This window comes from Deltaproteobacteria bacterium (genome assembly GCA_016234845.1).
In the GTDB taxonomy this organism is placed as follows: Bacteria; Desulfobacterota; Deferrimicrobia; order Deferrimicrobiales; family Deferrimicrobiaceae; genus JACRNP01.
Map to the genome: position 1 here is coordinate 1 of JACRNP010000151.1, position 13,429 is coordinate 13,429.

Annotated in this window: 15 protein-coding genes; all 15 read left to right on the top strand. The window is 67.0% G+C overall.

What is annotated here, in order from left to right; all coding sequences use genetic code 11:
• Positions 1 to 1,012, top strand: a 1,012-nt coding sequence (locus HZB86_10215; protein ID MBI5905899.1) for an NADH-quinone oxidoreductase subunit L, incomplete at its 5' end; no start/stop codon positions are given.
• 39 nt (positions 1,013 to 1,051) lie between these two features.
• The gene (locus tag HZB86_10220; protein ID MBI5905900.1) at positions 1,052 to 2,560 is read left to right on the top strand and encodes an NADH-quinone oxidoreductase subunit M; all 1,509 of its coding nucleotides are present in this window, start codon (positions 1,052 to 1,054) and stop codon (positions 2,558 to 2,560) included.
• Positions 2,561 to 4,039, top strand: coding sequence for an NADH-quinone oxidoreductase subunit N (locus HZB86_10225; GenBank protein ID MBI5905901.1), 1,479 nt, complete (start codon positions 2,561 to 2,563; stop codon positions 4,037 to 4,039).
• Between the two features lie 88 nt (positions 4,040 to 4,127).
• Positions 4,128 to 4,451, top strand: a complete 324-nt coding sequence (locus tag HZB86_10230) for an NADH-quinone oxidoreductase subunit A (GenBank protein MBI5905902.1) — start codon at positions 4,128 to 4,130, stop codon at positions 4,449 to 4,451.
• Positions 4,442 to 4,942 (top strand): NADH-quinone oxidoreductase subunit NuoB, encoded by a 501-nt coding sequence (nuoB, locus tag HZB86_10235; GenBank protein ID MBI5905903.1) that lies wholly within the window; start codon positions 4,442 to 4,444, stop codon positions 4,940 to 4,942. The genes HZB86_10230 and nuoB overlap by 10 nt, the downstream gene beginning before the upstream one ends.
• A 34-nt stretch (positions 4,943 to 4,976) precedes the next feature.
• Entirely contained in the window at positions 4,977 to 5,435 is a 459-nt protein-coding gene (locus tag HZB86_10240; protein MBI5905904.1) for an NADH-quinone oxidoreductase subunit C, read from the top strand.
• On the top strand, positions 5,436 to 6,653 hold the full coding sequence (nuoD, locus tag HZB86_10245) for an NADH dehydrogenase (quinone) subunit D (GenBank protein MBI5905905.1): 1,218 nt from the start codon (positions 5,436 to 5,438) through the stop codon (positions 6,651 to 6,653). It begins immediately after the preceding gene.
• Positions 6,650 to 7,123, top strand: a complete 474-nt coding sequence (gene nuoE, locus HZB86_10250) for an NADH-quinone oxidoreductase subunit NuoE (GenBank protein MBI5905906.1) — start codon at positions 6,650 to 6,652, stop codon at positions 7,121 to 7,123. The genes nuoD and nuoE overlap by 4 nt, the downstream gene beginning before the upstream one ends.
• A gap of 5 nt (positions 7,124 to 7,128) precedes the next feature.
• Entirely contained in the window at positions 7,129 to 8,400 is a 1,272-nt protein-coding gene (nuoF, locus tag HZB86_10255; protein MBI5905907.1) for an NADH-quinone oxidoreductase subunit NuoF, read from the top strand.
• 7 nt (positions 8,401 to 8,407) lie between these two features.
• The gene (locus HZB86_10260; protein MBI5905908.1) at positions 8,408 to 9,982 is read left to right on the top strand and encodes a (2Fe-2S)-binding protein; all 1,575 of its coding nucleotides are present in this window, start codon (positions 8,408 to 8,410) and stop codon (positions 9,980 to 9,982) included.
• Positions 9,979 to 11,076 carry an NADH-quinone oxidoreductase subunit NuoH gene (nuoH, locus tag HZB86_10265; GenBank protein MBI5905909.1) on the top strand — a complete coding sequence of 366 codons (1,098 nt, stop codon included), beginning with the start codon at positions 9,979 to 9,981 and terminating at the stop codon, positions 11,074 to 11,076. Before HZB86_10260 ends, nuoH begins: the two co-directional genes overlap by 4 nt.
• A gap of 15 nt (positions 11,077 to 11,091) precedes the next feature.
• Entirely contained in the window at positions 11,092 to 11,577 is a 486-nt protein-coding gene (locus HZB86_10270; GenBank protein MBI5905910.1) for an NADH-quinone oxidoreductase subunit I, read from the top strand.
• Positions 11,578 to 11,584: 7 nt separating this feature from the next.
• Complete coding sequence (locus HZB86_10275) at positions 11,585 to 12,073, top strand: NADH-quinone oxidoreductase subunit J (GenBank protein ID MBI5905911.1); 489 nt, start codon at positions 11,585 to 11,587, stop codon at positions 12,071 to 12,073.
• A 1-nt stretch (position 12,074) separates the two neighbouring features.
• A complete protein-coding gene (gene nuoK / locus HZB86_10280; protein MBI5905912.1) occupies positions 12,075 to 12,377 on the top strand; it encodes an NADH-quinone oxidoreductase subunit NuoK in 303 nt (100 codons plus the stop codon).
• A gap of 308 nt (positions 12,378 to 12,685) precedes the next feature.
• Positions 12,686 to 13,429, top strand: a 744-nt coding sequence (locus tag HZB86_10285; GenBank protein MBI5905913.1) for an NADH-quinone oxidoreductase subunit L, incomplete at its 3' end; no start/stop codon positions are given.

Genomic DNA, 13,429 nt, shown 5'->3' on the forward strand with positions numbered 1-13,429 from the left:
CCTCGCGATCGCCGGGGTGCCGGGATTCTCCGGCTTCTTCAGCAAGGACATGATCCTGGGGGCCGCACTCGAATTCGGGATGCGGAACCCGCGGCACTACATTCTCTTCTTCGGGGCGCTTTTCACCGCGGGCCTCACCGCCTTCTACATGTTCCGCATGGTGATCATGACGTTCTTCGGGGAACCGAAGGACCACCACAAGTACGACCACGCGCACGAGTCGCCGCCGAACATGTGGGTGCCGCTGGTGGTCCTGGCGACGCTTTCGTTCTCCTTCTGGTTCAAGAGCCCGTTCGTCGAAAAGGGGTGGTTCCAGACCCTCGTGCAGAAGCCGGCCACGGTGGCCGACGTCGTGAAGGCGCCGGCGGCCCCCGCTTCGATGGAGCACGCGGCGGTGATGGCGCCGGGAGCCCACGAACCGGCCCCGGTCCACGGCGCCCCGGGTCCGGCGGAGGCTCCCCCTGCGGCGGCTCCCGCCGTTCACGTCGCCCCTGCGGCGCACGGGGCCCCGGCCGCCCACGGGGGAGAGGCCGCGCACGACGCCCACCTCGCCCACACGGCGCACGCGTACGCCATGTACTCGTCGGTGGCGGTGGGGACCCTCGGGATCTTCCTCGCCTTCGTCGTCTACTCGTTCGGCTGGATCAACCCGGACAAGGTCGCGGCCGCCCTGAAGCCGCTCCACGAGTTCCTGGTGAACAAGTGGTACTTCGACGAGCTCTACGAGGCGACGTTCGTCAACGGCTCCAAGGCGTTCTCCCGGGGGCTCGCCTGGTTCGACCTCCACGTGGTCGACGGCCTGGTGAACCTGGCGGCCCAGCTCGGCGTCTTCGTCTCGTACCTCGTGGGAAAGTTCGACAACTACGTGGTCGACGGCGCGGTCAACGGCGTGGCCGACGCGACGATCGGGGGCGGCTCGATCCTTCGCCGCCTCCAGACCGGGAAGCTGTACCACTACGTGTTCGCCCTGGCGGGCGGCGCGGTCGTCATTTTCCTGATCAAGGCGTTCTGAGAACGGAGGTGGTATCCCTTGGGTTTCGTCGATAGTCACATCCTCACGCTGATGACCTTCCTCCCGCTCCTGGGGGCGGCGGTCATCGTCTGCGTGCCGAAGGGAAGGGACGACGTGGTCCGGTGGATCGCCGCCGGAGCCTCGCTCCTCCCGCTGATCCTCTCGGTGCGCCTGTGGTTCGCCTACGACCGGACGGTGGCGGGCGTAAACGTCGCCAGCCAGTTCCAGTTCGTGGAGCGGTACGCCTGGATCCCGTCGATCAACGTGGAGTATTTCGTCGGGGCCGACGGGATCTCCATGCCGATGCTCCTCCTGACCGCGCTGCTGTCGTTCCTGGCCGTGATCGGCTCCTTCGGGATCGAGAAGAAGGTCAAGGGGTACATGGCCCTTTTCCTCCTCCTCGAGACGGGGATGATGGGGGTCTTCGCCTCCCTCGACTTCTTCCTCTTCTACGTCTTCTGGGAAGTGATGCTGCTGCCGATGTACTTCCTGATCGGCATCTGGGGCGGGCCGCGGAAGGAGTACGCGGCGATCAAGTTCTTCCTCTACACGCTGCTCGGCTCCATCCTGATGCTGATCGTCCTGCTGGCCCTCTACTTCAACACGACCAACCCGGAGACGGGCGGCCACACCTTCAACCTGCTCCACTACATGGCGCAGAACACGCACAGCGGGTGGCTCAAAGGATTCGACGTCCGGATCCTGATGTTCCTCGGGCTGTTCATCGGGTTCGCCATCAAGGTGCCGCTCTTCCCGTTCCACACGTGGCTCCCCGACGCCCACGTCGAGGCGCCCACGGCGATCTCGGTCATCCTGGCGGGCGTTCTCCTGAAGATGGGGACGTACGGGCTGATGCGGATCTCCTTCCCCATCTTCCCCGACGTTACGGTCTGGTTCGCCGTGCCGATGGCGATCCTCGGCGTGATCAACATCGTGTACGGCGCCCTCTGCGCGATGGCGCAGTCGGACCTGAAGAAGATGGTCGCCTACTCCTCCGTCAGCCACATGGGGTTCTGCCTCCTCGGGATGGCGGCGCTCACCCCCACGGGGATGGTCGGGGCGGCGATGCAGATGTTCTCCCACGGCATGATCACGGCCATGCTCTTCTTCCTGGTCGGCGTCGTCTACGACCGGGCGCACCATCGCCAGATCGACGGATTCGGAGGGCTGGGTGCCGTGGTGCCGGTCTACACCGCCTTCGTCTCCCTGGCGTTCTTCGCGTCCCTGGGTCTCCCGGGGCTGTCCGGCTTCATCGCGGAGCAGATGGTCTTCCTCGGCTCCTTCCAGGCGTTCCGCTCCCTGGTGGTCGTCGCGGCGCTGGGGATCATCTTCGTGGCCGCGTTCCACCTCTGGGCGCTGCAGCGGGTCTTCCTCGGCCCCCTGAACCCGAAGTACGCGGCGCTCGAGGAGATCAACGGCCGCGAGATCTTCTGCCTCGCCCCGCTGGGGATCCTGGTCATGATCGTCGGCGTGTGGCCGATGCCGGTCCTGAACCTCATGAACGCCTCGCTCGTGAAACTGGTCGACGTCGTGAAGGCGGTCATCTAAATGTTTCTCGGCAACCTGGGGAGCCTGCAATATTTCCTGCCGGAGTTCGCCGTCACGGCGACGATCCTCCTGCTGGTGGCGCTGCACGTGGCCTCGAAGCGTCCCGGGTCGTCCGCTTTCGCGTTCCTTTCGATCCTCGGTGTGGGGACGGCCCTCCTGCTGACCGGCGCCGTGCCGGCGGGGGCCGGAAAGGCGATCTTCGAGGGGATGGCCGCCTACGACGGTTTCGCCCTCTTCTTCAAGGCGTTGACCGCGCTGGCCACCCTGGTGGTCATCTTCATGTCGATGGACAGCGGGGAGCTCGCCGGACGCTCGCAGGCGGAGTACTACATCTTCCTGCTCTCCACGCTCCTCGGAATGTTCCTGCTCTCCTCCGCGACCGACATCGTGATGCTCTACCTGGCGCTCGAGCTGGTCTCCATCCCGTCGTACCTGCTGGCGGGGTACCTGAAGGGGCGGCGGCACTCCACCGAGGCGGCGATGAAGTACGTCGTGTACGGCGCTACTGCCTCGGGGGTGATGATCTACGGCTTCTCCCTCCTCTTCGGCCTCTCCGGCTCCACGCAGATCGCGGAGATCGGCCGGGTCGTGGCGGCCGGGAAGGGGACGCTCCCCGCCCTGCTCGCATCGGTTATGGTGGCCGTCGGGTTCGGGTACAAGATCGCGGCGGTGCCGTTCCACATGTGGAGCCCGGACGTGTACGAGGGGGCGCCCACGCCGGCGACCGCCTTCTTCTCGGTCGGCCCCAAGGCGGCCGGGTTCGCGGTGCTGGTCCGCTTCTACTACACGGTGTTCGCGTCCCCCGACGCCGCTACGGGGCTGTGGCGCCTGAACTCCACGATCGACTGGCCGCTCCTGTTCGCGGCGCTGTCCGCGATCACGATGACCGTGGGGAACCTGGTCGCGATCAAGCAGAACAACGTGAAGCGGCTCCTCGCGTACTCCTCCATCGCGCACGCCGGGTACATGCTCATGGGTTTCGTCCTCCTCACCCCGGCGGGGATCCAGGCGATCCTGTTCTACCTCGTGGTCTACCTGTTCATGAACCTCGGCGCCTTCTACGTCGTGGTCCTGGTCCGCAACGGGACGAAGGGGGAGGACATCGCGGATTTCGCGGGGCTGGGGAGCCGCGCGCCGGTCGCCGCCGTGGCGATGGCCGTCTTCCTGTTCGCGCTGACCGGCATCCCGCCGTTTTCCGGCTTCATCGGCAAGGTCTACCTGTTCGCCGAGGTCATCCACCGCGGCGTCTACTGGCTGGCGGTCGTGGCGGGGCTGAACAGCGTCGTGGCGCTCTACTACTACGCCCGGATCGTCCGGTCGATGTTCCTCGCCGATCCGACCGACGCGTCGGAGATCTCCGTGCCGGCGGTCCCCCGCGCGATGCTGGTTCTCCTGGCCGCGCCAACGCTGATCCTCGGCGTCTACTGGGAGCCGGTGGCGCGCATCGCCTCCCAGTCCGTCCGGATGATCGCGTTCTGAATCCCCGCGGAAGGAGGAGGGGGAACCCGTGAGCGATATCCTTTCGACCGTGGATTTCTCGAATCCGTACTTTCCCGTCCTCGTCCTCATGGTCATCGCCCTGGCGATGGCGGTGGGATTCGTCCTCCTCTCGCAGGCGGTCGGCCCCAGGAAGTACGACCGGATCAAGTACGGGGTCTACGAGTGCGGCGTCGACCCGCTCCGCCCCGCGGCGGAGCGCGTCTCCGTCAAGTTCTACCTGATCGCCCTGCTGTTCATCCTCTTCGACCTGGAGACCACGTTCCTGTACCCGTGGGCGGTGCTGTTCCGGTCGCTGGGGCTGTTCGGCTTCATCGAGATGGCCGTCTTCGTCGGGATCCTGCTGGTGGGGCTGGTCTACGCGTGGAAAAAGGGAGCGCTCGAATGGCAGTGAAGCGCGAAAGGGACGGCTCCCCCGGCTACACGCTGACCACGCTCGAGTCGCTGGTGGCGTGGGGGAGGAAATATTCCCTCTACCCGTTCACCTTCGCCACCGCCTGCTGCGGCATCGAGGTGATGGGGGCGTTCGGCACGCACTACGACATGTCCCGGTTCGGCGCCGAGGTCGTCCGCTTCTCCCCGCGGCAGGCCGACGTGCTCCTGGTGGCCGGCACCATCAACTACAAGATGGCCCCGGTCCTGAAGCGGATCTACGACCAGATGCTCGACCCGAAGTGGGTGATCTCCATGGGCGCGTGCGCCTGCACGGGCGGCTTCTACAACAACTACACGGTCCTCCAGGGGATCGACAAGATCCTCCCGGTCGACGTCTACATCCCCGGCTGCCCCCCGAACCCGGAGGGGATCATCGACGCCGTCGTCCGGATCCAGAAGATGCTCGAGACCGGCGCGCCGCGCGCCGCCGAGCGCTGGCCGATCAAGTAGGGGGAAGGGCAAAACCTTGGGCGTGGTGCTCGACATGCTGTCCGCGAAGTTCGGGTCCGACGTCGTGTCGACGCACTCGGACTTCGGCGACGACACCGCGCTCGTCCGCCGGGAACGGATCGTGGAGATCCTCTCCTACCTCCGGGACGACCCGGCGCTTCTGTTCGATTTCGCGATGGACCTCACCGGGGTCGACTACCTGGGCGAGGAGCCGCGGTTCGAGGTGGTGTACCACCTCTACTCGCTGGAGAAGAGGCACCGGGTCCGGATCAAGGTGCGGCTCCACGAGGACGACCCGGTGATCGACTCGGCGGTCCCGGTGTGGCCCGGGATCAACTGGTACGAACGGGAGGCGTACGACATGTACGGCATCGTCTTCCGCGGCCACCCGAACCTGGCGCGGATCCTCCTGTACGAGGGGTTCCAGGGACATCCGCTCCGGAAGGATTACCCGAAGGCGAAGCGCCAGCCCACGATCGGGCCGGAGGAATAGATGACGGATCGGATCGAGATAGAGGCCCGGAGCACGCACCTCGACATGCAGGCCGAGCCGATGCTGATCAACATCGGCCCGTCGCACCCGGCCACGCACGCGACGCTCCGGTTCAAGGCTCTGCTGGACGGCGAGACGATCATCGACCTCGAGTCCGAGTTCGGCTACCTCCACCGCGGCTTCGAGAAGGAGTCGGAGGCGGCCACGTGGACCCAGGTGATCCCCTACACCGACCGGCTGAACTACGTCTCCCCGCTGATGAACAACGTCGGGTACGCGATGGCGGTGGAGAAGCTGTGCGGGATCAAGACGACCGAGCGGTGCGACTACATCCGCGTCATTATTTCCGAGCTCTCCCGGATCATCGACCACATGGTGTGCATCGGCACGAACATGGTCGACCTGGGGGCGCTGACGAACTTCTGGTACTTCTGGAAGCCGCGCGAGGAGGTCTACAAGCTGATCGAGGAGCTGTGCGGCCAGCGGCTGACCACCGCGTACACCCGGATCGGCGGCCTCATGGCGGACCTCCCCGACGGGTGGACCGACCGGGTCCTCGCCGTGTGCCGGGGGGTCATCCCGGAGTGCATCGCCGACGTGAACGCGCTGCTCACGAAGAACCGGATCTTCATCGAGCGGACGATGGGCGTCGGTCCGATCGCGGCGAAGGACGCCGTCGCGCTCGGCTTCACCGGCCCGTGCCTGCGGGCGGCGGGGGTCCCCCTCGACCTGCGGAAGGACCAGCCGTACCTCGTCTACGACCGGTTCGACTTCGACGTGCCCATCGGGGAGAAGGGCGACACGTGCGACCGGTACATGGTCCGGATGGAGGAGATGCGGCAGTCGCTGCGGATCATCGAGCAGGCGATCGCGCACCTTCCCGGAGGGCCCGTCAACGTCGACGACCCCCGGTTCACCCTGCCGCCGAAGGAGCTGGTGTACGAGAACATCGAGGCGTTGATGAACCACTTCAAGTTCATCATGGAGGGGATCCAGGTGCCGGCCGGCGAGGCGTATTCGGCGACCGAGGCGGCCAACGGCGAGCTCGGATTCTACATCGTGAGCCGGGGGGGCGGCGGCCCGTACAAGATCAAGGTCCGGCCGCCGTGCTTCCCGCTGTTCCAGGGGATCCGGCACCTGGTGAAGGGGCAGATGGTCGCGGACCTGATCGCCGTGCTGGGGAGCGTCAACATCATCGCGGGGGAGCTGGACCGGTGAGCTTCGAGTTCTCCGATGCCGGGCGCAGGGAGTTCGACCGCCTGCTGACCCGCTACCCGGACAGGATGGCCGTCGTGCTGCCCGCCCTCCACCTCGCGCAGCGGGAGCTGGGGTACGTCTCCGACGAGGCGATCGTCCACATCGCGGAGCGGGTCGGCACGTCGCCGGCGTACGTAGAGGGGGTCGCCACCTTCTACACGATGTACAACCGCAAACCCGTGGGGAAGTACCACGTGCAGATCTGCCGGAACATCTCCTGCTCGCTGCTGGGCGCGGAGCACCTGATCGAGCACGTGTCGAAGAAGCTGGGCGTTGCGCCCGGGGAGACGACGCCGGACGGGAAGTTCACGCTTTCGAAGGTGGAGTGCCTGGGCTCCTGCGGGACCGCCCCGGTGATGATGGTGAACGACGACTACCACGAGAACCTGACCGCCGGGTCGATCGACCGGATCCTCGACGGGCTGAAGTGAGCGGCATGGAAACGGTCTTGACCACCCATTTCGCCGACGACCGGTACCGCGGGCTTTCCGGCTACCGCCGGACCGGCGGGTACGATGCGCTGAAAAAGGCGTTCGCGATGACGCCCGAGGCGATCATCGACGAGGTGAAGAAGGCGAATCTTCGCGGGCGCGGCGGCGCGGGGTTCCCGGCCGGCGTCAAGTGGGGGTTCCTCCCCAAGGACCTCTCCCGGCCGCGGGTGCTCGTCATCAACGCGGACGAGGGGGAGCCGGGCACCTTCAAGGACCGGGTGATCATGAGCCGCGGCCCGCACCTGCTGATCGAGGGGATCGTCATCTCCTGCTTCGCGCTGCGGGCGCACGCCTGCTGGATCTACATCCGGGGAGAGTTCGTCCGCGAGGCGCGGATCCTGGACGAGGCGATCGCCGAGGCGTACGGGGCGGGGCTGCTGGGGAAGGACATCCTGGGAAGCGGGTTCGACCTCGACGTGACGGTCCACCGCGGCGCGGGGGCGTACATCTGCGGCGAGGAGACATCGCTCATCAATTCGCTGGAGGGGAAGCGCGGCTGGCCGCGCCTGAAACCCCCCTTCCCGGCGTCGGTGGGCGCGTTCGGGCTGCCGACGATCGTGAACAACGTGGAGACGATCGCGGACGTCCCCTGGATCGTGACGCACGGCGGGGAGCGGTTCGCGGCCCTCGGGTGCGAGAAGAACGGGGGCACCCGGCTGATCGGCGTGAGCGGCGCGGTCAACCGCCCGGGCGTCTACGAGCTCCCGGCGGGGATCAACCTGAAGGAGATCATATACACCTACGCAGGGGGGATCCGGGACGGCAAGGCGCTGAAGGCCGTCATCCCCGGCGGGTCGTCCACCCCGGTCCTGCGCGCGAACGAGATCGACGTGGCGTACGACATCGAGTCCATGGCGAAGATCGGGACGATGGCCGGATCCGGCGGCGTGATCGTCATCGCCGAGGGGACGTGCATGGTGCGGGCCCTTTCGGTCCTCATGAACTTCTACGCGCACGAGTCGTGCGGCCAGTGCACGCCGTGCCGCGAGGGGACCGGGTGGCTGAAGAAGATCGTGGGGCGGATCGAGGCGGGGAAGGGGCGGGTCGGCGACGTCGAGCTGATCCTCGACCTGTGCGACAACATGATGGGGCGCACCATCTGCCCGCTCTCGGACGCCGCGGCGATGCCCGCGCAGTCGTTCGTGTGGAAGTTCCGGGAGGAGTTCGACCGGCACATCGCCGAGCAGAAGTGCCCGTACGGGAACCGGTTCCTGTAGAGAGACCATGCCGAACCTGACCATCAACGGAATCGCGGTGGCCGTCCCCGACGGGACCACGATCCTCAACGCCGCGAAGACGATCGGCGTGCATGTCCCGCACTACTGCTACCATCCGAGGCTCTCGATCGCCGGGAACTGCCGCATGTGCCTGGTGGAAGTCGAGAAGTTCCCGAAGCTGCAGACCGCCTGCTCCACGGTGGTGACGGAGGGGATGATCGTCCGCACCGACACGGAGAAGGTCCGCAAGGCGGTCACCGGGGTGCTCGAGCTGATCCTCATCCACCACCCGATCGACTGCCCGATCTGCGACCAGGCGGGGGAGTGCGGGCTGCAGAACTACTACATGACGTACGGGCTGCACAAGAGCCGGTACGCCCTCGAGGACAAGGTCCACAAGAAGAAGGTCCAGGACATCGGGGGGCAGATCGTCCTCGACGCCGAGCGGTGCATCCTCTGTTCCCGCTGCGTGCGGTTCCTGGACGAGGTGACGCAGACCCGGGAGCTGCACATCTTCAGCCGCGGGGACCACTCCGAGATCTCCGTCTTCCCCGGACGGCCGTTGTCCAACGACTACACCGGGAACCTCGCGGACATCTGCCCCGTGGGCGCGCTCACCAGCAAGGATTTCCGGTTCAAGTGCCGCGTCTGGTTCCTGAAAGGGGCCGAGTCGATCTGCACCGGCTGCTCCAACGGCTGCAACGTCGAGGCGCACTTCAAGGGGGACATCCTCTACCGGTTGAAGCCCCGGGAGAACGAGGCGGTCAACCGGTCCTGGATGTGCGACTTCGGACGGCTCGAGTACAAGAAGGCGAACGACGCCCGCCTGCTCGCCCCGTTCGTCCGCGAGGGCGGCGCGGAGAAGGCCGTGTCGTGGGGCGCGCTGGTCCCGCGCGTCGCCCTCGAGCTTTCGCGGGCGGCGGAGGCCGGCCCCGACGCGGCGGCCGTGATCGCATCGCCGCAGCTGTCCAACGAGGAGCTGTACCTGGCCCGGCGGATCGCGACCGAGCTGCTCGGCACCCGGAACCTGGCCTTCACCCACCGGGCGCCGGGGGACGGGTTCGAGGACGGCTTCCTGATCCGCGCGGACAAGAATCCCAACAGCCGCGGGGCGCGGCTCCTCGGGATCCCCGACGGGGCGGCGTTCGACGCGCTGGTCGAACGGATCGCGGCGGGAACGGTGCGGGCCCTCCTGGTGTTCGGAAACGTCGTGGGATCGTTCACGGAGGCGGAGACGGCGGCCCTGCTGTCGAAGGTCCCGTTCGTCGCGCAGGTCGGGACCAACGACGGGCCCGTGTCGAAGGTCGCGACGGCGGTGATGCCGTCCGCCTCCTTCGCGGAGCGCGGGGGCACCTTCACCAGCCACGCGGGACGCGTGCAGCGGTTCCGCGCCGGATTCGCGCCGCGCGGGAAGGCCAGGAACACGGTCGATCTCCTCGTGGAGCTCGCGAACCGGATGGGGGCCGGCTGGACCTTCGCCGGCGAGGCGTCCGTGTTCCACGCGCTGTCCGCGACCGAGGCCCCGTTCGCCGGGATGACGTACGAATCGGTCGGAAGCCAAGGCCAGGAGTGCAAGCCATGAGCACCGCCCTCTTCGACCTGGTCGTCGCGGTCGCCCGGATCGGGGTGTTCTTCTCGTTCTGCTTCGGCCTGCTCGTGGTGATGACCTGGGTGGAGCGGAAAGGCTCCGCCTACATCCAGGACCGGCGGGGGCCCAACCGCGCCGACATCCTCGGGGTGCGGGCGTGGGGGCTGTTCCACCCGCTGGCGGACGCGTTGAAGTTCCTCTTCAAGGAGGACTTCATCCCCGACAACGCCCACCGGCTCTTCTACCAGTTGGCGCCGATGTTCTCCCTCGCTCCGGCCATCATGACGATCGCGGTCATCCCGTTCGGCCCGGACGTGACGGTGATGGGACGGACGATCGCGCTGCAGATCGCGGACCTGAACGTCGGGATCCTCTACCTCTTCGCCGTGTCGGGGATGACGGTCTACGGCGTGGTGCTGGCCGGCTGGTCCAGCGGCAGCAAGTACCCGCTCCTCGGGGGCCTGCGGTCGTCGGCCCAGATGCTCTCGTACGAAGTCTCCATGGGGCTCTCCCTCATGGGGATCTTCATGGTCTTCGAATCCGTGCGGATGTCGCAGATCGTGGCCGGGCAGGGGACGCTGCTCTTCGGCCTGCTGCCGAAGTGGGGGATCCTGGTGCAGCCGCTGGGGTTCGTACTGTTCCTCGTGGCGCAGTACGCGGAGGCGAACCGCACCCCGTTCGACCTGCCGGAAGGGGAGTCGGAGCTGGTCGCCGGGTACCACACGGAGTACGGCTCCTTCAAGTTCTCCATGTTCATGATGGCGGAGTACCTCCACATGGTCGTCGGGGCCGCCGTCGTGGCGACGCTGTTCCTCGGCGGCTGGCAGTTCCCGTTCCTCGGGGACGCGGGGTTCCTCTTCCCCGGCGGGGCGGCGGTGGCGCTCCCGAAGGCGGCGGTCCTCCTGATCCGGATCGGGTCGTTCGTGGGGAAGGTGGTCTTCTTCGCCTGGCTCTACGTCTGGGTCCGGTGGACGATCCCCCGGTTCCGGTACGACCAGGTGATGCGGCTGGGGTGGAAGGTGATGCTCCCCCTCTCGCTGCTGAACATCTTCGCGACGGGGCTGATCCTGCTCCTCCTGCGGAAATAGGGGCGAACCGAGACGATGACGATCGGCGTGAAAAAAGTGGCCAGGCCTCCGGAGATGTCGTTCCCGGAGTCGCTGTACCTCGTGGAGATCGTGAAGGGGCTGGGCGTCACGATGGGGCACCTCCTGCGGAACATCGTCCGCCAGGAGGGGATCCAGACGATCGAGTACCCCGAGGTGCGGCGGGCGATGCCCGTCCGGTTCCGGGGCCGGCACCGGCTGATGAAGCGGATGGACGGCTCCCCGCGTTGCGTGGCGTGCTACTGCTGCGCGACCGCCTGCCCCGCGAAGTGCATCACGATCGTCGCGGGGGAGTCGCCCGACCCGACGATCGAGAAGTACCCGGCGCGGTTCGACATCGACATGCTCCGGTGCGTCTTCTGCGGGATGTGCGTGGAGGCGTGCCCGTGCGACGCGATCCGGATGGACACCGGATGGTTCACACCCCCGGACGACACCCGGGAGAAGCTCATCTTCACGATCGACACCCTGTTGGAGAAGTAGGGGGGCGATGGAAGCGGTCCTCTTCATCCTGTTCGGCGCGATCGCGGTCGGCGGCGCGATCATGGTGGTGACGCGGAAGCACCCGATGGCGTCCGCGCTCTACCTGATCCTCACGCTCTTCGCCGTGGCGGCCCTCTTCGTGCTCCGCCAGGCCCACTTCCTCGCGGCGATCCAGGTGATCGTGTACGCGGGGGCGATCGTGGTCCTGTTCATCTTCGTGATCATGCTGATCAACGTCCCGGAGGACCGGCTCCCGGTGGAGCGCGCCACGACGATGCGCGTCCTCGGGGTGGTCGCGGCCGGGCTCCTCCTCATCGAGTCCGCCGTGCTCGCCCGGCGGTTCGGCATGTCGAGGTCGTCGGGAGGGGGAGAGGGGACGGTCGAGGCGGTCGGCCGCGCGCTGTTCACGGACTACCTGCTGGCGTTCGAGATCACGTCGGTCCTGCTCCTGGCGGCCGTGATCGGCGCCATCACCCTGGCGAAGAAGAGGATCTAGGATGATCCAGCCGTCGGCATACCTGCTCCTCTCCGCGGTCCTGTTCGGGATCGGGGTCGTCGGGGTCGTGGCGCGCAAGAACGTCCTGATCATCCTGATGAGCGTGGAGCTCATGCTGAACGGCGTGAACGTCGCGTTCGTCTCCGCCGGGTCGTACCTGGGCGACGCCGCCGGAGGGATCTTCGCCTTCATGGTGATGACCGTGGCGGCGGCGGAGGCGGCGGTGGGGCTCGCGCTGCTGATCGCGCTGTACCGGGTGAAGGAAACGGTCGACATCTCGGAGCTCAAGGTCCTCAAATGGTGAACGGCATCCTCGACTGGCTGTGGCTGGTTCCGGCGCTCCCGCTGCTGGGGGTGATCGTGAACGGGGCGCTGGCGCTGTTCGTCGAGCGGCCGCTGCTCCTGAAAGAGGCGGGACTGCCGCTTCCGGGGGGATCCCATGGAGCTTCGCCCCATGGGACATCGCCCTCGTCGTCGAATGCTCTCTCGGGCTCGCATGGACCCGGGGCGCACGGCGCCTCGGCGGTCACGGACAGCCATGGGCATGGTGAGGCGCATGGGCACCACAAGACGCCCGCGTACAGGAAACTCGTCGCCCTGATCGCCCCGGGGATGGTCGGCCTCTCCTTCGCGGTGGCGCTGCTGTGCGTCCTCGCCATCGCCGCGCGGCCGGCCGAAGGCCGCACCTTCGTCCAGGTCCTCTTCCCCTGGATCCAGGCCGGGTCGTTCCTGGCCCCGGTGGGGTTCCAGCTCGACCCGCTCTCCTCGGTCATGGCGCTGGTGGTCACCGGCGTCGGGTTCCTGATCCACGTCTACTCCGTCGGGTACATGTCGCACGAGCGCGCCTTCGCCCGGTACTTCGTCTACCTCAACCTCTTCATGTTCGCCATGCTCACGCTGGTGCTGGCGAACAACTACCTTCTGATGTTCGTCGGGTGGGAGGGTGTGGGGCTCTGCTCGTACCTGCTGATCGGCTTCTGGTACGAGAAGCAGAGCGCCTCCGACGCCGGGAAGAAGGCGTTCGTGGTGAACCGGATCGGCGACTTCGGCTTCATCCTCGCCGTCTTCCTGATCTTCTGGACGTTCGGCTCCGTCTCCTTCACCGAGATATTCGCCCGGGTTCCCGCCCTGTCCCACAGCGGCGTGCTGACCACGGGCTTGGCCACCGCCATCACGCTCCTCCTGTTCCTCGGCGCCACCGGCAAGTCGGCGCAGATCCCCCTCTACATCTGGCTCCCCGACGCGATGGAGGGGCCGACGCCGGTGTCCGCGCTCATCCACGCGGCCACCATGGTCACCGCCGGCGTCTACATGGTCGCCCGGTCCAGCGCCCTGTTCCTCCTGGCGCCCGACACC

Bases quoted from the DNA above. Each gene is read 5' to 3' on its own strand.
- HZB86_10240 (MBI5905904.1), top strand. From the start codon at position 4,977: ATGCTGTCCGCGAAGTTCGGGTCCGACGTCGTGTCGACGCACTCGGAC.
- HZB86_10260 (MBI5905908.1), top strand. From the start codon at position 8,408: ATGCCGAACCTGACCATCAACGGAATCGCGGTGGCCGTCCCCGACGGG.
- HZB86_10275 (MBI5905911.1), top strand. From the start codon at position 11,585: ATGGAAGCGGTCCTCTTCATCCTGTTCGGCGCGATCGCGGTCGGCGGC.
- nuoH (MBI5905909.1), top strand. From the start codon at position 9,979: ATGAGCACCGCCCTCTTCGACCTGGTCGTCGCGGTCGCCCGGATCGGG.
- nuoF (MBI5905907.1), top strand. From the start codon at position 7,129: ATGGAAACGGTCTTGACCACCCATTTCGCCGACGACCGGTACCGCGGG.
- HZB86_10270 (MBI5905910.1), top strand. From the start codon at position 11,092: ATGACGATCGGCGTGAAAAAAGTGGCCAGGCCTCCGGAGATGTCGTTC.
- HZB86_10225 (MBI5905901.1), top strand. From the start codon at position 2,561: ATGTTTCTCGGCAACCTGGGGAGCCTGCAATATTTCCTGCCGGAGTTC.
- HZB86_10230 (MBI5905902.1), top strand. From the start codon at position 4,128: ATGGTCATCGCCCTGGCGATGGCGGTGGGATTCGTCCTCCTCTCGCAG.
- nuoB (MBI5905903.1), top strand. From the start codon at position 4,442: ATGGCAGTGAAGCGCGAAAGGGACGGCTCCCCCGGCTACACGCTGACC.
- nuoD (MBI5905905.1), top strand. From the start codon at position 5,436: ATGACGGATCGGATCGAGATAGAGGCCCGGAGCACGCACCTCGACATG.
- nuoK (MBI5905912.1), top strand. From the start codon at position 12,075: ATGATCCAGCCGTCGGCATACCTGCTCCTCTCCGCGGTCCTGTTCGGG.